General features: G+C 60.4%; 19 protein-coding genes. 12 read left to right on the plus strand and 7 right to left on the minus strand.

Annotation, left to right across the window (positions count from 1 at the left end):
• Positions 1-22: 22 nt before the first annotated feature.
• Positions 23-319, minus strand: coding sequence for an MGMT family protein (locus B5495_RS04865; protein WP_079551788.1), 297 nt, complete (start codon positions 317-319; stop codon positions 23-25).
• 27 nt (positions 320-346) lie between these two features.
• On the minus strand, positions 347-1,816 hold the full coding sequence (locus tag B5495_RS04870; protein ID WP_079551790.1) for an alanine/glycine:cation symporter family protein: 1,470 nt from the start codon (positions 1,814-1,816) through the stop codon (positions 347-349).
• Positions 1,817-1,872: 56 nt separating this feature from the next.
• Between B5495_RS04870 and B5495_RS14590 the strand changes: the two genes are divergently transcribed.
• The 6 genes from B5495_RS14590 to B5495_RS04895 all read left to right on the plus strand — a co-directional run bounded on the left by B5495_RS14590 (position 1,873) and on the right by B5495_RS04895 (position 6,590).
• The gene (locus B5495_RS14590; protein WP_154045220.1) at positions 1,873-2,199 is read left to right on the plus strand and encodes a hypothetical protein; all 327 of its coding nucleotides are present in this window, start codon (positions 1,873-1,875) and stop codon (positions 2,197-2,199) included.
• Between the two features lie 14 nt (positions 2,200-2,213).
• Complete coding sequence (locus B5495_RS04875) at positions 2,214-3,236, plus strand: succinylglutamate desuccinylase (RefSeq protein WP_079551792.1); 1,023 nt, start codon at positions 2,214-2,216, stop codon at positions 3,234-3,236.
• Between the two features lie 165 nt (positions 3,237-3,401).
• Complete coding sequence (locus B5495_RS04880; protein WP_079551794.1) at positions 3,402-4,172, plus strand: ABC transporter ATP-binding protein; 771 nt, start codon at positions 3,402-3,404, stop codon at positions 4,170-4,172.
• Between the two features lie 96 nt (positions 4,173-4,268).
• Positions 4,269-4,973 carry an ABC transporter permease gene (locus tag B5495_RS04885; RefSeq protein ID WP_079551796.1) on the plus strand — a complete coding sequence of 235 codons (705 nt, stop codon included), beginning with the start codon at positions 4,269-4,271 and terminating at the stop codon, positions 4,971-4,973.
• Positions 4,973-5,701 carry an ABC transporter permease gene (locus B5495_RS04890; protein ID WP_079551797.1) on the plus strand — a complete coding sequence of 243 codons (729 nt, stop codon included), beginning with the start codon at positions 4,973-4,975 and terminating at the stop codon, positions 5,699-5,701. The genes B5495_RS04885 and B5495_RS04890 overlap by 1 nt, the downstream gene beginning before the upstream one ends.
• Positions 5,702-5,822: 121 nt before the next feature.
• Positions 5,823-6,590: a transporter substrate-binding domain-containing protein gene (locus B5495_RS04895; protein WP_079551799.1), complete on the plus strand. Its 768-nt coding sequence runs from the start codon at positions 5,823-5,825 to the stop codon at positions 6,588-6,590.
• Positions 6,591-6,696: 106 nt separating this feature from the next.
• On the opposite strand, the gene B5495_RS15000 is transcribed toward B5495_RS04895, so the two are convergent.
• From B5495_RS15000 to purE, 3 genes are all read right to left on the minus strand, one after another.
• Complete coding sequence (locus B5495_RS15000) at positions 6,697-8,295, minus strand: sensor domain-containing diguanylate cyclase (RefSeq protein ID WP_331712892.1); 1,599 nt, start codon at positions 8,293-8,295, stop codon at positions 6,697-6,699.
• Between the two features lie 466 nt (positions 8,296-8,761).
• Entirely contained in the window at positions 8,762-9,877 is a 1,116-nt protein-coding gene (locus tag B5495_RS04905; RefSeq protein ID WP_079551803.1) for a 5-(carboxyamino)imidazole ribonucleotide synthase, read from the minus strand.
• Between the two features lie 54 nt (positions 9,878-9,931).
• On the minus strand, positions 9,932-10,432 hold the full coding sequence (gene purE / locus B5495_RS04910; RefSeq protein ID WP_079554916.1) for a 5-(carboxyamino)imidazole ribonucleotide mutase: 501 nt from the start codon (positions 10,430-10,432) through the stop codon (positions 9,932-9,934).
• 172 nt (positions 10,433-10,604) lie between these two features.
• Between purE and B5495_RS15080 the strand changes: the two genes are divergently transcribed.
• The 4 genes from B5495_RS15080 to B5495_RS04930 all read left to right on the plus strand — a co-directional run bounded on the left by B5495_RS15080 (position 10,605) and on the right by B5495_RS04930 (position 16,236).
• On the plus strand, positions 10,605-10,886 hold the full coding sequence (locus B5495_RS15080) for a helix-turn-helix domain-containing protein (RefSeq protein WP_079551805.1): 282 nt from the start codon (positions 10,605-10,607) through the stop codon (positions 10,884-10,886).
• A 302-nt stretch (positions 10,887-11,188) separates the two neighbouring features.
• Positions 11,189-11,965, plus strand: coding sequence for a sulfate reduction electron transfer complex DsrMKJOP subunit DsrO (gene dsrO, locus B5495_RS04920; RefSeq protein WP_079551806.1), 777 nt, complete (start codon positions 11,189-11,191; stop codon positions 11,963-11,965).
• Positions 11,949-13,121, plus strand: coding sequence for an NrfD/PsrC family molybdoenzyme membrane anchor subunit (gene nrfD, locus B5495_RS04925; protein ID WP_079551808.1), 1,173 nt, complete (start codon positions 11,949-11,951; stop codon positions 13,119-13,121). The genes dsrO and nrfD overlap by 17 nt, the downstream gene beginning before the upstream one ends.
• On the plus strand, positions 13,114-16,236 hold the full coding sequence (locus B5495_RS04930; protein ID WP_079551809.1) for a molybdopterin dinucleotide binding domain-containing protein: 3,123 nt from the start codon (positions 13,114-13,116) through the stop codon (positions 16,234-16,236). Before nrfD ends, B5495_RS04930 begins: the two co-directional genes overlap by 8 nt.
• A 15-nt stretch (positions 16,237-16,251) precedes the next feature.
• On the opposite strand, the gene ilvD is transcribed toward B5495_RS04930, so the two are convergent.
• A complete protein-coding gene (gene ilvD / locus B5495_RS04935) occupies positions 16,252-17,931 on the minus strand; it encodes a dihydroxy-acid dehydratase (RefSeq protein WP_079551811.1) in 1,680 nt (559 codons plus the stop codon).
• Positions 17,932-18,049: 118 nt separating this feature from the next.
• Between ilvD and B5495_RS04940 the strand changes: the two genes are divergently transcribed.
• Both B5495_RS04940 and B5495_RS04945 read left to right on the plus strand, forming a co-directional pair.
• The gene (locus tag B5495_RS04940; RefSeq protein ID WP_231897230.1) at positions 18,050-18,412 is read left to right on the plus strand and encodes a DUF5362 family protein; all 363 of its coding nucleotides are present in this window, start codon (positions 18,050-18,052) and stop codon (positions 18,410-18,412) included.
• A gap of 132 nt (positions 18,413-18,544) precedes the next feature.
• Entirely contained in the window at positions 18,545-19,177 is a 633-nt protein-coding gene (locus B5495_RS04945) for a DUF1523 family protein (protein ID WP_079551814.1), read from the plus strand.
• A 93-nt stretch (positions 19,178-19,270) separates the two neighbouring features.
• Here B5495_RS04945 and B5495_RS04950 read toward each other — a convergent pair whose 3' ends face one another.
• Positions 19,271-20,395: an RNA-guided endonuclease InsQ/TnpB family protein gene (locus B5495_RS04950; protein WP_079551816.1), complete on the minus strand. Its 1,125-nt coding sequence runs from the start codon at positions 20,393-20,395 to the stop codon at positions 19,271-19,273.
• Positions 20,396-20,430: the final 35 nt, after the last annotated feature.

Consider the following 20,430-nt stretch of genomic DNA (forward strand, 5'->3'; position numbering starts at 1 on the left):
CGCCGTCACGCCAAATGCCACCTCAGGGCCACAGCAAATGCGCGGGGATACGCCCCGCCGCATCGAAAATCACGCCCTCGGCGGTGAGCCTCTCGCGCTGACGAGACGCACCGCCGTGGTCGGCCAGCCGCCGCGAAGCGGACACCACCCGCTGCCAGGGCAGCGTGCTGCCGTCAGGCAGTTTGCGCATGGCGGTACCTACCATGCGCGGCGTGGCGCCTTCCGTCATCTGCGCTACGCGCCCGTAGGTGGTCACGCGCCCCGGCGGAATCTGCGCCACCACGGTATATATCTGCTCCAGAACTTCCGGGCGCGCCATATGGCCTCCTGCGCTGGTTTAAAAGATTTACTCGGCGCTGTGTCGATCCGTCAGCCCGGGCCAGGCAGCAGGATCCACCTTATCGACCAGCCCGGGAAACTTCGCCGGATCAAAGGTCGGCTCAAGGCCGGCTTTCAGCTGGCGTTCATAGTCGCGAAACAGCGCGAAAGCAATCGGCGACAAGAGCAAAATCGCGATCAGGTTGATGATCGCCATCATGCCCATGGACAAGTCAGCAAAGTTCCAGATGGGCCCAAGGCTTGCCACTGAGCCCACCATCACCATCGCCAGCACCGCCAGACGGTAGATCAGCACCGCCAGCGGCGCACGACGGCCGGCCAGATACTCAACGTTGGTCTCGCCGTAAGAGTAGTTGGCAATTACCGAGGTAAAGGCAAACAGCAGAATCGCCACGGCGATAAACATGCCGCCCCACTCACCCACATGGCTGGAAAGCGCCATTTGCGTCAGCTTGATGCCGTTGGCCTCGTCGCCGGCCAACAGCTCGGGCCCAGCCATGATGATGATCGCCGCTGTGGCGGTGCAGATCACCAGCGTATCCAGAAAGACACCGAGCATCTGAATAAAGCCCTGCGCCGCCGGATGATTGGGCCGGGTGGTCGCCGTTGCCGCCGCATTGGGCGCCGAGCCCATGCCCGCTTCATTGGAAAACAGCCCGCGCTGAATACCGTTCATGATCGCCTGGGACACCGCAAAACCCATTGCCCCGCCGGCGGCCTGCTCAAGCCCGAACGCGCTTTTGATGATCGTTGCCATCGCCGCGGGAAGCTCGGCCGCGTTGATACCCACGACCACCAGCGCCAGCACCAGATACAGCAGCGCCATCAGCGGCACCACCAGCTCTGCGACGCGGGCGATGGATTTAAGCCCGCCAAAGATAATCGGTGCCACCACGATCATCAGCAACACACCGATCACCCAGGGCGGCACCGCAAACGCCTGCTCCATGGCCTGCGCAATGGAGTTGGCCTGCACGCTGTTGAAGGCCAGCCCAAAGGCAATGATCAGGCACACCGAAAACAGCATGGCCAGCCAGCGTAGCCCCAGCCCGCGCTCAATGTAGCGCGCCGGCCCGCCGCGAAAGGTGTTGTCGCCGTGATCGGTTTTAAACGCCTGGGCGAGAGTCGATTCGACAAAGCTGGTCGCCATGCCCAGCATCGCTGTGACCCACATCCAGAACACCGCGCCCGGGCCGCCAAAGTAGATCGCCACCGCGACGCCGGCGAGATTGCCCGTGCCCACCCGGGCAGCAAGGCTGGTGGAAAGCGCCTGAAACGATGAAATACCGCCGCTTGACTGGCGCGAATAGCGCAGCAGCTTGAACATGTGGCCGAAATAGCGCACCTGAATGCCCCGGGTCATGACGGTAAAATAAAGGCCGGCACCCAGCAGCAGATAAATCAGCACGCTGCCCCATAAAAGGCCGTTTCCGGCATCAACCAGCCGCGTCAAAGCGGCGGGTAAAGTGATATCCATGGTGTTTATACCTGTTGGCAATTGCACGTTGAAAAACAAGAAAAACGCTGCGGTTCTTGCCTGAAATGAGTTCAAGACCACAGCGCCGGCACGGCAAAAAGGCGTGCTGGCCGCCTATTTTTCACGCATCGGGAAAAATAGCAATAACCGCTATCATTCACACCTCGCTCAACACCATTTCTTATAAAAACAAAGAAAAACAGATTATTAGACCAAGGTTTAAGATTACGGATTTTTCGGGAAGCACCTGCTTTCATCTGTGCACCGGCTTTTTCATCGCCACGACGCGCGCGCTTGCGCCACTGCCGACACCGCGCAAGAGTGAGGCCATAACAATGACAGCAACGAACGACCGCAGCGCCATCATAACGGCGGCAGTCTGAACAAGGAGCGCGACATGCTCAACGAATGGCTGGACTGGACGCTTGACGGCGCCGCGCCGCGCGCCTCATCGGGAACGCTGCCATCAGGCCGCTATACACTGCACGCACCCGGTGTGCTGGAGCTTTTACCCACCGCCTGCGCCACCGCTGACGCAAACCAGGCATACGCCTGCGTGTTTTCCACCGCTATTCACGGCAACGAAACCGCGCCGGTGGAGCTTATCGGCGAGCTACTCTGCGCTCTTGAAGCCGGCACGTTACGCCTGGGCGCACCGATTCTTGTCATTCTTGGCAACCTGCCGGCGCTGCGCGCCGGCACGCGCTTTATCGACACCAACCTGAACCGGCTCTTCCAGCGCGATCTTGACGCCCACGGTGACGAACCCGACCGCGCGCGCGAGCTCATGGCTCAGGTCGATGCGTTTTACGCGCGTCACTCGGCACTGACACCGCTGCATTACGATTTGCACACGGCCATACGCGAAAGCCTGTACCCGTACTTTGCGGTCGTGCCCTACGCCAGCGCGCCCACGCATCCGGCCCAGTGGCGCTTTCTGGCAGGCGCCGGCATTCAGGCGGTGCTGCATCAGCATCAGCACAGCTGGACGTTCTCGCACTATAGCAAGCACTATCACGGCGCTCAGGCCTTTACCCTGGAGCTTGGCCGGGTAGCCGCCTTCGGGCACAACGACCTGGCGGCACTGGCACCCATGCTCGCGCTGTTAAGCGCCCTGAGCCGTGGCGAGCCCCCTGTGGAAGCGCCTGCCAACGCGATGGCCTTTTTTCAGGTGGAACACGAGCTAATGCGCCAAAGCGTTGATTTTCGCCTATGCTTTGCCGACGCGACACCCAATTTCACCGCCTTTGCGCCGGGGGAACATCTGGCATACGACGCCAGCGCGGGAGAGACAATAGTGGAGCACAGGTCACTTCACGTGGTGTTTCCCAACGCCCGGGTTGAAGTGGGGGCAAGGGCAGCACTGTTGGTCGCGCCGGCATCGCCGCCCGACGCCACCACTAAAACCAAAGTCGAATAAATAAAACGCCGGCATGAGACGCTATATACAAGGCTGGCCTGTTAGAATCGCCTGCTTTTTTGTACCCGCCGTCTCGGGCGTATGCGTTCACCTTTTGCGCTCATCGTTTGCACTCACACCGACCTTGAAGGTTGCTGCGGCAATCCCTGTTTTGGAGCCTCTGCTATGGCCACCACGCCTCTTCCCCTTGAAGTGCGCAACATTACCAAGCGCTTTGGCGATACGGACGTCTTGAAAGGACTCTCGCTTGAAGCCCACAAGGGCGACGTGATCACCCTGATCGGTGCCTCCGGCTCGGGCAAAAGTACCTTTTTGCGCTGCATGAACCTGCTGGAACAGCCTGATGAAGGCGATTTGATCGTTCACGGCGACACCATTCGCTTCAAAAAAACCGCCAAAGGCCGCGAGCCCGCCGACTGGAAACAGGTGGTGAGGATGCGTGCCAAGCTGTCCATGGTGTTCCAGAGCTTTAACCTCTGGGCGCACATGACGGTGCTGGAAAACATCATCGAAGCGCCGATTCACGTGCTGGGAAAGCCCCGCAAGGAAGCCGTGGAACACGCCGAAGCATTGCTCGAACGCGTCGGGCTCAGCCACCGCGCCAACGCCTATCCGGCGCAGATCTCCGGCGGCCAGCAGCAGCGCGGCGCCATTGCCCGGGCGCTGGCGATGGACCCGGAAGTCATGCTGTTTGACGAGCCGACCTCGGCCCTCGATCCCGAGCTTGTCGGCGATGTGCTCAAGGTCATGCACGGCCTGGCCGATGAAGGCCGCACCATGGTGGTTGTCACCCACGAAATGGGCTTTGCCCGGGATGTTTCAAGCCAGGTGATCTATCTCCACGAAGGGTTGGTGGAAGAGTCCGGCACGCCCGCCGAGGTACTGAAAAACCCGCAGTCACCGCGCCTGCAGCAATTTCTGGCCCCCAAGTACTGAAACCGGATACTGACAGCAAGTACTGAGAAAAAGCACTGAGAAAAAGTACTGAAAACAAGCATTAATACGCCGAACGCGGTTTTCTGGAGACGACTTATGCTGGATTTACAGGGCTACGGCCCAAGGCTGCTGGAAGGTGCCGGCGTTACCCTGTCGCTTGCCGTGCTTTCGCTTACGCTTGCCGTGGTGCTGGGCCTTTTCACCGCCAGCGCCAAGATGTCGGGCAACGTGGTCGCCCACCGCCTGGCCACGCTCTACACCACGCTGATCCGCGGCGTGCCGGATCTGGTGCTGATGATGCTGCTGTTCTTCGGCGGACAAATCGGCGTCAACGCCCTGACCGACTGGCTGTACGACGCCACGGGGGTGGATATTTTCATCAACATCAACGAATTTGTCGCCGGCGTCGTGACCATCGGGCTGATTTTTGGCGCCTACATGGGCGAGACCTTTCGCGGCGCTTTCATGGCCGTAGAGCACGGCCAGATTGAGGCCGGAAAGGCTTACGGCATGAGCCCCCGGCTGGTTTTCTGGCGCATTCGCTTTCCCCAGATGATGCGTCATGCGCTGCCGGGGCTTTCCAACAACTGGATGGTGCTGCTCAAAACCACCGCGCTGGTCTCGGTCATCGGGCTTTCCGACATGGTGCGCATCGCCGCCGAGGCCTCCAAGGCCACCCGCGAGCCGTTCACCTTCATGATGGTGGTGGCCGTCATTTATTTGTTGATCGCCAGCGTCTCGGAGTGGATTTTCGCTCGCCTGCAAAAACGCTACAGCATCGGCTACGGGGAGATGGACTAATGCAAGCGCTTCTCGACTGGCTGGATGGCCTGCTCGCCAACAACAGCATCTTCACCCTGCAAACGCTGTCTTTCTACGGCGACGGGCTGACGACCACCGTACAGCTGGTGTTTCTCTCGCTGATTATCGGGCTGGTGATGGCGGTGCCGCTGGCCATTGGCCGCAGCTCGCGACACGGCTTCATCAAGTGGCCGATTTTTCTCTACACCTACGTGTTTCGCGGCACGCCGCTGCTGATACAGCTTTACCTGATCTACTACGGCGTGGTGTTTGTGGAGGGCATTCAGGACACCTGGCTGTGGGCGATCATCAAAGAACCGTTCATGCCGGCGCTGTTCGCTTTCACGCTCAACACGGCGGCCTACACCACAGAGATTTTCCGCGGCGCAATAAAAGCCACGCCCCAGGGTGAAATCGAAGCCGCCCGTGCCTATGGCATGTCGCCGGCGCTGGCACTCAGACGTATCGTGCTGCCCAGTGCGTTTCGTCGTGCCCTGCCGGCCTACGGCAACGAAGTCATCTTCATGCTCCACGCCAGCGCCATTGCCAGCGTCGTGACGCTGATGGACCTGACCGGCGCGGCCCGTTTCGTCTACGCACGCTTTTACGCACCCTTTGATGCCTTTCTGTTCGTCGCGGCGATTTACCTGTGCCTGACCTTTACCATCCTGTATTTCTTCCGCTTTCTGGAGAAAAGGCTGCTCGCACACTTAAGGCCGATGACGTAACCGACAGGTATCGGCTAGTCACATGAACACCAAAGAGTGAAAAGGTTTGCCTCGGCGCTTTGCTGGGGTAAGTTGAACGGGATCACCGTCTGCGGTGACTCCCCTTTGCCTGGAGACTACAATGAAAAAACTACTATCTCTTTCCCTTCTGAGCCTTGCCGTGGCCGCCACCAGCGCACAGGCACGCGACGACGACCAGATTCGTATCGGCGTGGATGTCCCTTACGAGCCCATGGAATTTCGCACGCCGGATGGCGAGCTTACCGGCTTTGATATCGATCTGGGCAACGCCATGTGCGCCGAAATGAAGGTCGAGTGCGAATGGATCGTACAGGGCTGGGACGGCATCATCCCCGGGCTGATGGCGCGCAAATATGACGCCATCATGTCGTCGATGACCATCAACGACAAACGCCGCGAACAGGTACTCTTCTCTGACCCCTACTTCACGCCGCCCTCGGCCTGGTTTGCGCCGTCTTCCACCGACCTGACCGAGGCCACCGAAGGCTCGCTCGACGGCATGACCATTGGCGTTCAGCGCGGCACCCTGCAGGATAACTACGTCACCGACATGTACGGCAGCGTGGCCGACGTCAACCGCTACTCCACCGCCGACGACATGGTGCTGGATATGGAAGCCGAGCGGCTGGACATCGTTTTTCTGGATTACCCCGTCGGCCAGTCGACGCTGCTGGAAAGCGATAACCGCGACTACAAGGTCGTCGGCAAGATGCTCACCGAGCCCAAGCAGTACTTTGGCGACGGGTTCGGCATGGCGTTTCGCAAGCGCGACAAAGACCTGGCCGACCAGTTCAACCAGGCGCTTGAGACGCTGAAAGACAACGGTACCTATGACGAGATCAAGGCAAACTACTTTGACGAGTCGTAAGACCTGATAGAACGGGAGACATCTCGTTATACCGCCCGGCCTTGACGCATCGCATCAAGGCCGGGCTTTTTTATGGTGGCCTTCAGGCCATGCCAATCCTGCTGATTTACTCCAACGCCTTCTGACACGCCAGCGTCGCGGTGAAAGCCGGTTGATCCGATTGAAGCCCCTGAACCGCTTCCGGCGACGTATAACGCGCCGCCGACTGTTGAAACGCCTCCCGCATGGCCGGACGATAACAGCAGACATGGTTACGTCCCGCCGTCTTGGCGCGGTACATGGCGATATCCGCCTGTTTAAGCGCTTCCTCATGATCGCCCGTGCGCGTATCCAGGCAGGTATAGCCGATGCTCGGCGTCACGCTGACCCGCTGCCCCTCCAGACAATACTCAGCGCCCAGCGCTCGCTCAACGCGTGCGGCATAAGCGGCCGCCTGTTCCTCAATGCCCGACTCATCAGCATCGGCGTCAAACAACGCCAGCAAAACAAACTCATCACCGCTTAGCCGCGCGACCTGATCGTCCGGGCGCAAACAGCCCTGCAGGCGCGTTGCCACCTGCACCAGCAAATCATCGCCCGCGGCGTGGCCCAGGGTATCGTTAATCAGCTTGAAGCGATCAAGATCGAGAAACATCAGCATTCCCCGGCTCGGCGGCGTCTGCTGCCATAGCGCCTGCACGCCTTCGATAAAATGCCGCCGGTTGGGCAAGTCAGTCAGCACGTCATAGTAGGCCTGACGATAAATGATCGCCTCCTGACGCTTGCGCTGGGTAAAGTCTTCAACGATGGCGATACCGCCAACCTGTTGATGACCATCGCTATGCACCACGTTGAAAAAAGCCCGCAGCGGCGTGCCTTCACTGGCATCCGGTAGCGTGTAGGTGCCCTCATAGTATCCCGTGCCACCACGAAGCATTTTACCAACCGCACGCCCAACGGCCGGATTAGCCGCGTCATTCAGCAGGTTATAACCGATGACCTGCGCCCGGGCAACGCCCAACACGTCCAATAACTTGGCATTGCAGTCGGTGATGCGCCCTTTACGATTGAAATGCAGCACGCCGAGGGGCGAGTGCTGAAAAATCGAGCGATAGCGATTTTCGCTTTCCCGCAGCAGCACCTCGCGTGCCGCCATGCTAACGCGCAAATAAATATTTGCGTGGATAATACGATTGAGCCGACGACTGGTGAGCAATACCAGCCCGAGAAACAACGTGAGAATGGTGCCCAGCAGCATGGAAAGCGTCGTGCCCATCCAGAAAAACTGCGCCAGCAAAGGCAGAATGATCGGCACGGAAAAACAAGCGGCCACCCACCAAATAGTCGAAAGCGTGGTAACGCCGCCGGCAATAATACCTGAGAAAACAATGCATAGTGCCGCCAGCTGGCCGTAGTGATCGGGAGTAAACAGCAAGAAGCTGCCCGCGCCCCATACGCAGCCCACTACCAGCGTCCCGATGGCAAACCGCCACAGCCAGCGCGGGTGCTGACGCTGTTCTTTGGGCAGGCGCGCATAACAGTGTGCAAGCCCCAGACGCAGTAGCGAAACGAGAGACAGCGCACCAAGCCAACCGAGCAGCGTGGCGGCGGGTACCACCGGCCACAGGGTAATCACCAATAGGCCAGCGACAACCACGCTCAGAACAACGGGCTGCCACAGGTTTTCGTAAAGCAGGTGGACTTTTTCGCTGCGTAATTGCTGCACCGTGTGCTCATGGTCTCGGCGGCATTCTTCGCTAAAATCCCCTCGCAGCTTTCCTCTCAGCTCCGATCCGGCGAAAAAAGGCGACATCGGCGGCATATAAAGGCTCCTGTGCTGTAATGCCAATCAGTTAAGGTTGATTCACGAACCGATTTTTGAATTGGGATATTAGCCGGCAGGCCATGGGCCTGCTTCGCCCGGCGCTTGTGCCCGGGGTGTGGGTAGAGCCGGCCTCTTACAACACCGGTTGGCAGGCAGATGAAAAGCTTAACTGACTGGCATTACTCCTGTGCTGCGGTTTTTTTCCACCAATAAACCCAGCCCGAACGCAGGACGTTCAGGCATGGCGGACTTGGGGCGACGCCGCAGCTTTCTTATAGTGTGGCCTTGCGTGCTCGAAGGCTTAGCCTATAAAGGCGTAGCCTGTATATGTAGCGCCTTTTACGCTCAGTTGCGAATCGTAAAGTCGTTACGGCACAAAGCTGAACGCCGGCGCCGGCGCATCGGGCAATAACGCCGCGCAGACATCGAGCTTTTCTTTCAATGCGGCATGGTCGTGCGCCACCACGTTGATATGCCCAAGCTTGCGTCCGGCGCGCTCGGCTTTGCCGTAACGGTGCAGATGAGCGTCAGCCAGACGCAGCACTTCGACGCTCTCAGGCTCTTGGCCAATTACGTTGATCATGCAGGTAGGCGACAGCGCGCGGGTCTCGCCCAGCGGCAGCCCCTGCACCGCCCGCAGGTGGTTTTCAAACTGGCTGGTCACCGCGCCGTCCATGGTCCAGTGGCCGGAATTGTGCACCCTTGGGGCCATTTCATTGGCCAGCAGCCTGCCGTCGCGGGTCTGGAACAGCTCCAGCGCCAGCACGCCGACGTAGTCTAATTCGTCGAGCAGCGTACGGATGTAGCCGTCGGCCGTTTGTTGCACGCCTGCGTCCAGATCCGGCAGCGGCGCGATGGAGTAGCGCAGAATACCGTCAACGTGCTGGTTTTCTGCCATCGGATAAAAGCGCACTTCGCCGTCGCGGCCACGCACGGCAATCATCGACACCTCACGAATGAAATCGACAAACGCCTCGACGATCAGTTTTTCGTGGCCAATGGTCGCCCAGGCGTCGGCGGCTTGATCGGGGGTTTGTAGCACCGCCTGACCTTTGCCGTCGTAGCCTTCGGTCACTGATTTGGACACTACCGGGCAGCCCAGCGTGCGCGCGGCGCTTTCCAGCTCAGCGGCATTGGTGACCACACGATACTCGGGCGTGGGAATCTCCAGCCGGTCAAACAGCGCTTTTTCTTCCACGCGGTTCTGGCACACGGCAATGGCGCGGCTGCTAGGGTAGACGGGTTTATGCGCCTCGATCTCACGCAGCAGCGCCACCGGCAGATGCTCGAATTCGTAGGTGACCACGTCGACCCGATCGAGAAAATCGCTTAGCCGCTGGTTCTCGGGGTCGCTGATGATCTCGCCAATCGCCGCGCTGTGGCCGCCCGTGGTATCCAGAAAAGTGAAGCGGTTGCCCAGCGGATAGCCGGAAAGCGCCAGCATCTGCCCGAGCTGACCCGCACCGAGTATGCCAATGTTCATGTAAAGCCTCCGGAAATATCATTGCCCGTGTTGTCGTTACGTCAGGCCCAGCGCCTAGGGGCGCGGGTCCGGGTTGTCGAGCACCGCCTGTGTCTGCTCGGCGCGAAAGGCCTCGACGGCGGTACGCACCGGCGGATTGGCCAGCCCCACCACCTGCGCGGCCAGCAGCCCCGCGTTGGTTGCGCCGGCCTTTCCGATGGCCAGCGTCCCTACCGCGACGCCACCGGGCATCTGGGCGATCGAGAGCAGCGAATCAAGCCCCTTCAGCGCCTTGGACTCCACCGGCACGCCGAATACCGGCAGCGGGGTTTGTGACGCCACCATGCCCGGCAGGTGGGCGGCTCCGCCGGCGCCGGCGACAATCACCTGAATACCGCGCGCGGACGCCCCTTTGGCGTAGTCAAACAGCAGATCCGGCGTGCGGTGCGCCGAGACCACGCGAGTCTCGTAGGCCACGCCCAGACGCTCGAGCATGGCGACCGCGTGTTCCATGACCGGCCAGTCCGACTTTGACCCCATGATCACTCCGACAACGGGTGGGCTTTCTGACGCCATGGCATTGATCTCCGGCTGGTTCGCGTTACTCAAAAAAATGAAGGCGCACAGTTTACCAGCATGGCGCCATCTGCGGGCATCGGCACAGAACGAAATTTTCCTCGGCCGGGCATTGAAAAGCCGCCCGCTTAGCGGCATTGTTAGCGGTGCCACTTCCCATCAATGGAGACTCATGAGTACGGCACGTTCGTCTGCCCATGCAGAACTGACCGACCCTCCGCGAACCAGCCCTGACGATTTTGACGTCAGGGAATTGGAAAAACGCACGCGCCTGATGCGCATCATTACCCGGCTAATTGCCATCTCCGATCTCGGCAGCCGTGAAATCGCCCGTCGCGCGGGACTTCCCGTGCAAAAGATAAGCGATCTACTGGCCGGCAGGCTTGAACACCTGCACGCCGATGAGCTTAACGTGCTGCGCCGCACGCTGGAGCCGGAGGCGCCATTGTACTGAGTCGACACAGACGACCCGAGAAAGACGGTCAACATTGACTGACCTCACAACGAAAACCAGCCCTCGCGGCTGGTTTTTTTGTGCCTGCTCCTCCCGGTCAGCGGGCCAACATCGTTATTTAAAGAACAACCGGTTTTATCTTTATAAACAAAAGCTTACTCCAGAAGATTAAGGCAGCATTAAAAATACCGAGATAAACCCTTGATGGGTATCAACTTTTAACGTTGATCAGCGGCGTATCCTTGGCCTGTCCCGACGATTCATTGATGCAGCCAACAGAGCTGCCCTACCAAGGAGGCGCCATGGACCCCATACGCCGTTCACTTCTCGGCCAGCTGGCGCGCCTGAGCGCCGGCGCGGCGATGGTTCCCTTGTCCAGCGTGGCCAGCGCCGGCATCAACGACCAGCCCCCACGCCGCGAAGGCGATCCCAGCAAGCGCTACGGCATGCTGATCGACCTGCGCCAGTGCATCGGCTGCCAGGCCTGCACCGTTTCCTGTCATATCGAAAACGACGCCCCGCTGGGCAACTTTCGCACCATTGTCTCGCAGCTTGAAGTCGAGCAGGAAGGCACCGGCGAGGTCGCCACTTTCATGCTGCCGAGGCTTTGCAACCACTGCGACAACCCGCCCTGCGTGCCGGTATGCCCCGTTCAGGCCACCTATCAGCGTCAGGATGGCATCGTGGTGGTTGACAGCGACCGCTGCGTGGGCTGTGCCTACTGCGTTAACGCCTGCCCCTACGACGCGCGCTTTATCAACGAAAAGACCCAGACCGCGGACAAATGCACCTTCTGCGCCCACCGTCTGGAAGCCGGGCTGCTGCCGGCGTGCGTGGAGTCCTGCGTGGGCGGCGCACGCATCATCGGTGACATGCGCGACCCCGAAAGCGAAATCAGCCGCCTGATGGACAAGCACCGCGACGAGCTGATGGTGCTGCAGCCCGAAAAAGGCACTCTGCCCCAAGTGTTTTATCTGGGGATGGACGAGCGCTTTACCCAGCGCCCCGACGCCGAACCCGGCATCTGGAACGTCATCAACGAAGCGGGCAAGGAGTTGGGCTATGAGTTTGGTCACTGAGGTTGTCGTGCCGCGCTACGGCATTGCCTGGTACCCCTGGGCGGTGCAGTACTTCTTTTTGATCGCGCTGTCTTACACCAGCCTATGGATTGCAGCCCCGGGCATTATTCTGGGCAAGAAACACTGGCTGGCCACCTCACGGCTGGCGCTTTTGGCCTGCGTGTCGACCACGCTGGTAGCACCCGTGGCACTGCTCGCCGACCTGCACCAGCCGCTGCGTTTCTGGCATTTCTACGCCCATCCGACGCCCTGGTCGTGGATGTCGCTCGGCAGCTTTCTGCTGCCGCTACATCTGGCGAGCACCGTGCTGCTGGCCTGGCTGGCCTGGCGCCCGGCGCTTAAAGCGCGCAGCCAGGAAAACGACGGCTGGTTTTCACTCATTGCCGGCTGGATCGCCTGGGGCGACTGGCAGGTCTCGCGAAAGATCATGGTGCTGGTCGGGCTCGCCGCGCTTGCTACCTCCGTCGGCATGATGATTTATACCGGCGCCGAAGTCGCTATCGTCAAAGGCCGCCCGCTGTGGCACACCATCTGGCTGCCGCCAATGTTCGTGGCCACCGGCATCGTTGGCGCCTGCGGACTGATTTTGCTGCTCAACCGGATTTCCGGCATGCGCCAAGCCGACACCAACCGGCAGATGCTCGCCATCATGGTCGGCGCCTGCGTGGTCGCGGGCTTTATCGCGCTGACCTGGTTTCTCGACGGTGCCAACGCCGTCTCCGGCTCGGTCGCAGCCGCGCTGGATTCCATTGACCAAAGTGCCGCCTGGCGTAGCACCGCCATCGAAGGCGGCATTGCCGGCGTTCTGCTGGCCGCGCTCGCTTTTGTCGTGCGCCGCACCCCCGCTCGGCGCAAAGCCTTTGGCTGGGTGCTGGGCCTGCTGGCGCTGCACGTGGCGTGGATGTTCCGCTGGGTAGTGCTGATGAACGTGCAAACCGTTGCCCGCAACAGCGCCGGCTTTCACGACTATCACGTCGCTTTCGGCTCCTACGGGCTGACCGGCATCATCGGCATTTTCGGCCTGTGGCTTACCGCCCTGCTGCTGATCGAACTGTTCGTGCCCTGGCGCGAGGCCTCGCTCGATCCGCAGCGCGACGCCCCTGCCTCTAACATTTCCGTTTCCGCCGCTTCACAAGGAGCTCCCCGCCATGGATAACTCACGTCGTCGCCTGCTCAAGGGCGCTGCCGCGACCGGCGGTGCCGCCGCCTTTGCCGTCGGCTACTCGGGCCCGCTGGTCAAAATGGCCAAGGGCGTTAGCGGAAGCGCAGGGGAAAAACCCAACCACCCCATCCACGGCAATTCGCTGGCGCCGGAATATAGCGTCGACCTCGAGTCCGGCGAGCTGACCCTGAACCCCGACCAGCGCACGGCCTTTACCGTGTGCTACGGCTGCACCACCAAGTGCGGCGTGCGGGTACGTGTGGATAACAATAGCGACGAGGTGTTGCGCACCATCGGCAACCCTTACCATCCGCTATCCAGCGAGCCGCACCTGCCCATGCGCACACCGGTGATCGAGGCGCTGAAAAACGTCAGCGCCTATCAAGACCAGGGGCTTGCCGGCCGGTCTACCGCCTGCGCCCGGGGCAACGCCATGATCGGCCAGATCACCAGCCCCCACCGCGTCAAGCACTGCCTAAAGCGCGTGGGCGAGCGCGGCGAGCGGCGCTGGGAGCGCATCTCCTTCGAGACGCTGATCGAAGAAATCTGCGAAGGCGGCGACCTGTTCGGCGAAGGTCAGGTCGACGGCCTGCGCGCGATTCATAACCACGACGAACCCGTCGATGCCGCCAACCCCGAGTACGGCCCCAAAGCCAACCAGCTGCTGCTGATGGAAGCGACCGACTACGGCCGTTCGGCGCTTCTCAAACGCTTTGGCTTTAATGCCTTCGGCACGCGCAACTACGGCCACCACGGCTCCTACTGCGGGCTCGCGTTCCGCATGGGCTCGGGCGCACTGATGGACGACATGGCCAAATTTGCCCACGTCAAACCCGACTACACCCGCGCCAAGTTTGCGCTGTTCATCGGCACCGCACCGAGCCAGGCGGGCAACCCGTTCAAACGTCAGGGCCGGCTGTTGGCCGAGGCGCGTTCCAAAGGCACGCTGGACTACGTCGTTATCGACCCCGGGCTTAACGCCAGCGCCTCCCACTCCGCCGGCGATCGCAGCCGCTGGGTGCCAATCCGCCCGTCAAGCGACACCGCCTTCGCCATGGCGATGATCCAGTGGCTAATCGCACACGAAGCCTACGCCGCCGACTACCTCGCCATGCCCAGCCCCGAAGCGGTGGATGCCGCGGGCGAAAACGGCCACACCAACGCCACCCATCTGGTGATCGAAAGCAAAGACCATCCGCGCTTCGGCCACTTTTTGCGCCGCTCGGATATGGGCGAACTTGAAGGCAGCATTGCAGCCGGCAGCGACGCCGACGACGTCATGGTAGTGGACAGCAACGGCGCACTGAAGCCCAGCCGCGATGTGCGCAAGGCCGAACTTTTCGTCGAGCGCGAGGTAGTGATACCGGGCAGCGGCGAGACGCCTGACAGCACCGTTCGGGTCAAAAGCAGCCTGACCAAGCTGCGCGAGACCGCCAACGAGCACAGCCTTGAAGACTACGCCGAGCACTGCGGCATCGACCCCCGCATGATCAAGCACATCGCCGAGCGCTTTGCCGCCTACGGCCGCGACGCCGTGGTCGACACCCACGGCGGCATGATGTCGGCCACCGGTTTTTACGGCGCCTATGGGCTGATGATGCTCAACCTGCTGGCGGGCAGCTTCAACCGCCAGGGCGGCGCGGCGCTGGGCGGCGGCAAGTTCAACGGCACCGGCAAAGGGCCGCGCTACGATCTGGCCGACTTCCCTGGCAAACGCGGCCCCAAGGGCGTGTTCGTTTCGCGCACGCGCTTTGCCTACGAAGACACCGCCGAGTATCAGCGCAAGGTCGACGCCGGCAAAAACCCCTACCCGGCCAAAGCGCCTTGGCGGCCGCTCGCCCCGCCGATTTTGACCGAGCAGCTGGCCTCGGCGCTCGACGGCTACCCCTATCCGATCAAGGCGGTTATCGGCTGCATGGCCAACCCGCTGTACGGTCAGGCCGGGCTGTATAAAACCATCATCGACAAGCTCAAGGACCCGAAACACCTCGGGCTTTACGTTGCCATCGACGGTTTTATCAACGAAACCAACCGCTTTGCCGACTACATCGTGCCCGATTCGGTGATGTACGAGGTCTGGGGCTTTACCGGCGCGTGGAGCGGTACGCTGACCAAGATGACCACCGCCTGCTGGCCGATTATCGAGCCGCGTCAGGACAAGACCGCCGACGGCGAACCCATCAGCATGGAGAGCTTCTTCATTGCCACCGCCAAGCGGCTGGGGCTGCCGGGCTTTGGCGACGACGCCATTCCCGGCGCCGACGGCAAGCTGTATCCGCTCCACCGCGCCGAGGATTTCTTCCTGCGCGCGGCGGCTAACATCGCGCACATGGACGAGCCGCTGCCCGAGATCAACACAAGCGACGCCCTGCACAGCGGCATCGAACCGCTGCTGCCGCATCTGACCCGCACCCTGCCGGCAAACGAACGTGGTCGGGTGGCCTACCTGTACGCCCGCGGCGGGCGCTTTGAAGACCACAGCGCCGCCCTCGGCGAAGGCAAAAAACTGGGGCACGCCTGGTCGCGGGCGCTGTGCGTGTACAACCCCCAGGTGGGCACCACGATCAACAGCCAGACCGGCGAGCGCCTCTCGGGTACGCCGTGCTTCCAGGCGCCGCGCTTTGCCGACGGCACGCCGATGCGCGACATCTATACCGAGGAAGAATGGCCGCTGCTGGCATTCTCGTACAAGTCCAACGTGATGAACTCCTACGCCATCGGCCTGGAGCGGCTGCGCATGATCAAGCCGTATAACCCGGTACTCATGCACACCGAGGACGCCGCACGGGTGGGGGTGAAACACGGCGATACCGTGCGCATCGAAAGCCCCGGCGGCGAAGTGTTGGCGCTGGCGCTGGTCAGCAACGGCGTGATGAAAGGGGCGCTGGGTATCGAGCACAGCTTCGGCCATACCGAGTTGGGTGCCAGCGAGCACCTGATCGACGGCCAGCCGTTTGCCGGCAACGACTGGGTCGGTGCCGGGGTCAACATCAACGATCTGGGCTTTGCCGACCCGACCCGTAAGGTCGCCGGCACCTGGCTTGAAGGAGTCAGCGGCGCATCCGTGCGCCAGGGGCTGCCCATCCGTGTCAGCTTTGTTGAAGGATAACTGAAGAAATAGCGGTTACTCGTCGGTGACCGCACCGGTGCTGGCCGAGCTGACCAGCTTGGCATACTTGGCCAGCACGCCCTTGGTGTAACGCGGCGCGGGCTGCTGCCACGCGGCGTGGCGGCGCTCAATATCTTCGCCGCCGATTGCCACATCGATGGTGTTGGCTTCGGCGTCGATGGTGATCACGTCGCCGTCTTCCACCAGCGCCAGCGGGCCGCCGTCAAAGGCTTCAGGCGCGACGTGGCCCACCACAAAGCCGTGGCTGCCGCCGGAGAAGCGCCCGTCGGTAATCAGCGCCACGTCGTTGCCCAGCCCGCGCCCCATAATGGCCGAGGTCGGCGTGAGCATTTCGCGCATGCCCGGCCCACCTTTGGGGCCTTCGTAGCGAATCACCACCACGTCACCGGCGACCACGGTGCCGTCGTTGATTCCCGCCTGAGCCTCCTCTTCAGAGTTGAACACCCGCGCCGTACCGCGAAAGTGCGTGCCTTCCTTGCCGGTAATCTTGGCCACCGCGCCCTCGGGGGCGAGGTTGCCGTGGAGAATGCGCAGGTGGCTTTCCGCCTTCACCGGCTTGTCCAGCGGCGCGATGATTTCCTGGGCGTCGGGGTAGCCCGCAACGTCGGCGAGGTTCTCGGCCAGGGTATTGCCGGTCACGGTCAGGCAGTCGCCGTGGAGCAGGCCCGCCTCGAGCAGCAGCTTCATCAGCGGCTGAATCCCGCCGATGGCGACAAGCTCGCTCATCATGTAGTGGCCGCTGGGGCGCAGGTCGGCCACCACCGGCACGCGCTTGCCGATCTCGGTGAAGTCGGATAGCGCAAGCTCAACGCCCGTGGTGCGCGCCATGCCGATCAAATGCAGCACCGCGTTGGTCGAGCCACCCAGCGCGATCACCACGGTAATCGCGTTTTCAAACGCCTGACGCGTCATGATGTCCGACGGCTTGATGTCGCGCTTCAAGAGTTCGAGCACCGCTTCGCCGGCGGCTTCGCAGTCGTCGCGCTTGTCATTCGACACGGCGTTTTGCGCCGAGCTGCCCGGCAGGCTCATGCCCAACGCTTCAATCGCCGAGGCCATGGTGTTGGCGGTATACATGCCGCCGCAGGAACCGGGGCCGGGAATTGCGGTTTCTTCGATGTTCTTGAGCTCGATGCGGTCGATATCGCCGCGCGAATGCGCGCCCATGGCCTCGAAGACCGAGACAATATCGGTATGCCCCTTGCCCGGCAGAATGGTGCCGCCGTAAACAAACACGCTGGGGCGATTAAGCCGCGATAGCCCCATCATGCAGCCGGGCATATTCTTGTCGCAGCCGCCGATGGCGACCAGGCCGTCAAAGCCTTCGCAGCCGGCAACCGTTTCGATGGAGTCGGCGATCACTTCGCGCGAGACCAGCGAATATTTCATGCCTTCAGTGCCGTTGGCGATGCCGTCGGAAATGGTGATGGTATTGAAAATAACGCCTTTACCGCCGGCGCGGTCGGCGCCGTCGCGGGCGTGTTCAGCCAGCTCGTTGATATGACTGTTGCACGGCGTGACCATGCTCCAGGTCGAGGCCACGCCCACCTGGGGCTTGGTGAAATCTTCATCGGTAAAGCCCACCGCGCGCAGCATGGCACGGCCGGCGGATTTTCCCACGCCGTCAACGACGTTGGAAGAATAACGACGCGAAGCGTCTTGTGTATCGGTCATGTTATTGCTCTCATTCTGGGGTGCAGTCACTCTTGAAGCCGGTCTGGTCTCAGCAATGGCCAGGCGATGTTACTTAACGTAAAGTATACCGCTGATGAAACCCAACAAGGAGGTTAATGTGAACACGCCCAACCAGCAAGAATTGGTACGTCCGCTCATCGAACCGCTGTATCGCGGCAAATTCTGGATGCAGCTGATCGGCGTCATGCTGATCCTCTCGGGCATCCTCACGGCGCTTTCTATTGTCGGCATCATCATTGCGTGGATTCCCATCTGGGCAGGCTGGACTCTCATGCAGGCGGCCAAAGCCACGGAGCGAGCCTTCAATCAGGGCGATGAGCTGGAAATGAAGTTTGCGCTGGGCAAGCTAAAGACCTATTTCACCATCTTTGGCGTGCTTGTGCTTATCTATATCCTGATGATGATTATCGGCCTTGTGATGGGCGCCAGCGGCATGATGGGTATGATGGGCAACTATTAACAGAGCTGATAAGAGAGCTGAATTAAGCTGCCGTCATTCCGCGTTAACTTTCTTGCTTGAATTCAGGTTGTCAGGGTGTTCTCTGAGCGTACAGCCGGACGTTAAGCTTATACAAAAGGCGAGAAAACCGAGATGAAAAAAATACTGACCGTTCGTAACATCCTGATCGCAATCCCCGCCGTCATCCTCATAGCAGCACTCCACTATTCACTTCCACAGGTTGATGTGGTGCGGGCCGTTGGTGTTGAGGTAAAGCGTGTTGATGTCAGCGAAGGTAATGCAGACAAAACTCGTACACGTGACGTCTATCAGTTGCAGATGGAGACACTGGATGGAAGCCCCAGGGTCTATCGTAATGAGGATAATATTCTTTACGGTAAATTTGCTTCTGCTGATTTACAAACGCAAGTTCGATCGCTTGCGGCTGATAAACAATTGGTTGCCCTACGTCACTACGGCTGGCGTTTGCGGCTGTTTTCAACCTTTCCGAACGCCGTCAAGGTCTGGCCAGTCGAAGAGGGATATCGGCATATCCCGTTTTTCAACATTGTTTTCCTGACCTTTGTTGGGTTTCTCATCTTCATGCTGATTCGGCGCATCCGCCGCGTGTTTAAGAGACGGGACGAAAAACGTCGCTCCCTGGAAGCGGAACGTGAAGCCGAAGCATTGCGTGAAGAGCAAGCATCGGCAAAATCTCACCGAGACTCAGAAAAACAATATCAGGATGAAATTGATAAATTTCTGAACACTGACGATGACAACTGACACTCCCCGCCCGCCGCGCTAAGCGCTTTGGGCGAGGGTTCTTGGGTTGCCCCGAGAACCTTCCTGCTTCAACACGCCTTCACTAGACAGTGGCTACGCCGCTGCCCCCGATCCAGTCGCTCCACAGGCTAACCCCGCCAGCCCGGCGGTTCGGATATTGTTGGCTGCGTTAATGTCGCGGTCGATGGCCTGGCCACAGCCCTCGCAGTGCCAGTGGCGCTGCGATAGCGGTAGCTTTTTAACCTTGTGCCCGCAGCCGTGGCACATCTTGCTGCTCGGCAGCCACTGGCTCACTTGCACCAGTTGCCGGCCTGCCCATTCGGCTTTGTAGGTGAGCTGGCGCACAAACTCGCCCCAGCCCGCATCGCTGATCGACTTGGCCAGCGCCCTATTTTTTATCATGCCGGTGATGTTCAGCGTCTCAACGCAAATAACTTGGTTTTCGTTAATGAGCGTTCGAGTCGCTTTATGGATGGCATCGCGGCGGCAGTCGGCAATACGGGCATGGAGCCGCGCCACTTTTTGGCGCAGCTTATGGCGATTGTTCGAGCCCTTTGTCTTCTTGGCCAGGCGGCGTTGTAGGTACGCCAGCTTCGCTTCATAGCGTTTTAGATGACGAGGATTGCCGGACTTCTGGCCGTCCTGGGTGATGAACAGATCGGTCAGCCCCAGATCAATACCCACGGTGTTGGGTATGATCGGTAGCGCCTTGGGCGTGAAATCGCACAGGCAGCTAATGAAATAGCGACCGGCGCGATCTCGTGAAATAGTGATACTGGAGGGTGCGCTGACTAACGGGCGGCTCCAGCGGATCGGCAGCGGCACCTTTGTCTTGGCAATGGTGATTTCGCCGTCCCGATAACGAAAGGCGGCTTTCGTCAACCGGATCGACTGGCGGCCATCCTTGCACTTAAAGCGCGGATAGCGTGCCTTGAGCTGGGGATTGAAGAAATTATCGAACGCGGCTTTTTGATCGCGCAGCGTTTGTTGCAGGATCACGCTGGAAACGTCTTTCAACCAGGGGTGTTCGGCTTTTAGAGCGACCAGCCGTTTTTCCGCTACCGAATGCGATACGGATTCGTCCCGCTGCTGATAAGCCTCGGTGCGATAATTCAGGGTATTATTCCAGACAAACCGCGCGCACCCGAACGACTGTGCTAGCAGCAAAGCCTGCTCGGGGGTGGGATAAAATCGTTCTTTGTAGGCGCGCTTTGTCATACTGTATATTTATCAGGTATTGATGATCATATCAA

Origin of the sequence: Vreelandella subglaciescola, assembly GCF_900142895.1 — a bacterium.
GTDB classification, from domain to species: domain Bacteria; phylum Pseudomonadota; class Gammaproteobacteria; order Pseudomonadales; family Halomonadaceae; genus Vreelandella; species Vreelandella subglaciescola.

Coding starts and splice junctions, on each gene's coding strand:
- B5495_RS04865 (WP_079551788.1), bottom strand. CDS start 319: ATGGCGCGCCCGGAAGTTCTGGAGCAGATATATACCGTGGTGGCGCAG.
- B5495_RS04870 (WP_079551790.1), bottom strand. CDS start 1,816: ATGGATATCACTTTACCCGCCGCTTTGACGCGGCTGGTTGATGCCGGA.
- B5495_RS04875 (WP_079551792.1), top strand. CDS start 2,214: ATGCTCAACGAATGGCTGGACTGGACGCTTGACGGCGCCGCGCCGCGC.
- B5495_RS04880 (WP_079551794.1), top strand. CDS start 3,402: ATGGCCACCACGCCTCTTCCCCTTGAAGTGCGCAACATTACCAAGCGC.
- B5495_RS04885 (WP_079551796.1), top strand. CDS start 4,269: ATGCTGGATTTACAGGGCTACGGCCCAAGGCTGCTGGAAGGTGCCGGC.
- B5495_RS04890 (WP_079551797.1), top strand. CDS start 4,973: ATGCAAGCGCTTCTCGACTGGCTGGATGGCCTGCTCGCCAACAACAGC.
- B5495_RS04895 (WP_079551799.1), top strand. CDS start 5,823: ATGAAAAAACTACTATCTCTTTCCCTTCTGAGCCTTGCCGTGGCCGCC.
- B5495_RS04905 (WP_079551803.1), bottom strand. CDS start 9,877: ATGAACATTGGCATACTCGGTGCGGGTCAGCTCGGGCAGATGCTGGCG.
- purE (WP_079554916.1), bottom strand. CDS start 10,432: ATGGCGTCAGAAAGCCCACCCGTTGTCGGAGTGATCATGGGGTCAAAG.
- B5495_RS15080 (WP_079551805.1), top strand. CDS start 10,605: ATGAGTACGGCACGTTCGTCTGCCCATGCAGAACTGACCGACCCTCCG.
- dsrO (WP_079551806.1), top strand. CDS start 11,189: ATGGACCCCATACGCCGTTCACTTCTCGGCCAGCTGGCGCGCCTGAGC.
- nrfD (WP_079551808.1), top strand. CDS start 11,949: ATGAGTTTGGTCACTGAGGTTGTCGTGCCGCGCTACGGCATTGCCTGG.
- B5495_RS04930 (WP_079551809.1), top strand. CDS start 13,114: ATGGATAACTCACGTCGTCGCCTGCTCAAGGGCGCTGCCGCGACCGGC.
- ilvD (WP_079551811.1), bottom strand. CDS start 17,931: ATGACCGATACACAAGACGCTTCGCGTCGTTATTCTTCCAACGTCGTT.
- B5495_RS04945 (WP_079551814.1), top strand. CDS start 18,545: ATGAAAAAAATACTGACCGTTCGTAACATCCTGATCGCAATCCCCGCC.
- B5495_RS04950 (WP_079551816.1), bottom strand. CDS start 20,395: ATGACAAAGCGCGCCTACAAAGAACGATTTTATCCCACCCCCGAGCAG.